Here is a 618-nt window from a genome sequence, read left to right as displayed (position 1 = left end):
TGCAGCACGGCGTGATGGAAGCGCTGCATCAGGCGACGCTCGACGTGCTCGGCACTGCTGGGCAGATCGACTGGTCCGGGGCCAGCATCGACGCGATGCATGTTCGGGCGGTAAAAGGGGGGACCTGACCGGGCCGAGCCCGGTCGACCGCGGCAAGCCCGGCTCCAAGATTCACGCGATCAGTGACAGGAACGGGCTCCCGCTGCACGCCGACATCTCGGCTGCCAACATCAACGACCACACGGTCCTCAACGACGTGGTCGACGGCGTCACACCCGTACGGCAACCTTTCGGCCGCCCGCGCAAACGACCCGCGAAGCTGCACGGCGACAAGGGTTACGACTACCGTGCGTCCCGACAGGCCCTCACCCGGCGCGGTATCAAAGCCCGCATCGCTCGCAACGGTATCGAGTCCTCGACCCGGCTCGGCCGGCACCGCTACGTCATCGAGCGCTGCTTGGAGTGGGTCACCCGGTTCCGGCGGCTGGTCCGCCGCTACGAACGCAAGGCTTCCCACTTCCTCGGATTCCTGCGCCTGGCTTGCGCTGTCATCTGCTTCCGCCGCGCCGTGAAGCTGAACCTGTTGACCAGCAACAAGCCCAAATGAGATGCGGTCTT

The 618-nt window shown here is 66.0% G+C and carries 1 protein-coding gene; it reads left to right on the top strand.

Annotation, left to right across the window (positions count from 1 at the left end; genetic code table 11):
* Nucleotides 1–70: 70 nt before the first annotated feature.
* On the top strand, nucleotides 71–607 hold the full coding sequence (locus Asi03nite_RS37545; protein WP_307834063.1) for an IS5 family transposase: 537 nt from the start codon (nucleotides 71–73) through the stop codon (nucleotides 605–607).
* The last annotated feature ends 11 nt before the right edge of the window (nucleotides 608–618 follow it).

The organism is Actinoplanes siamensis, assembly GCF_016862395.1.
GTDB lineage: Bacteria > Actinomycetota > Actinomycetes > Mycobacteriales > Micromonosporaceae > Actinoplanes > Actinoplanes siamensis.
Note: the sequence above shows the minus strand (reverse complement) of the source record. Positions and strands in the feature narration are given on the sequence as shown.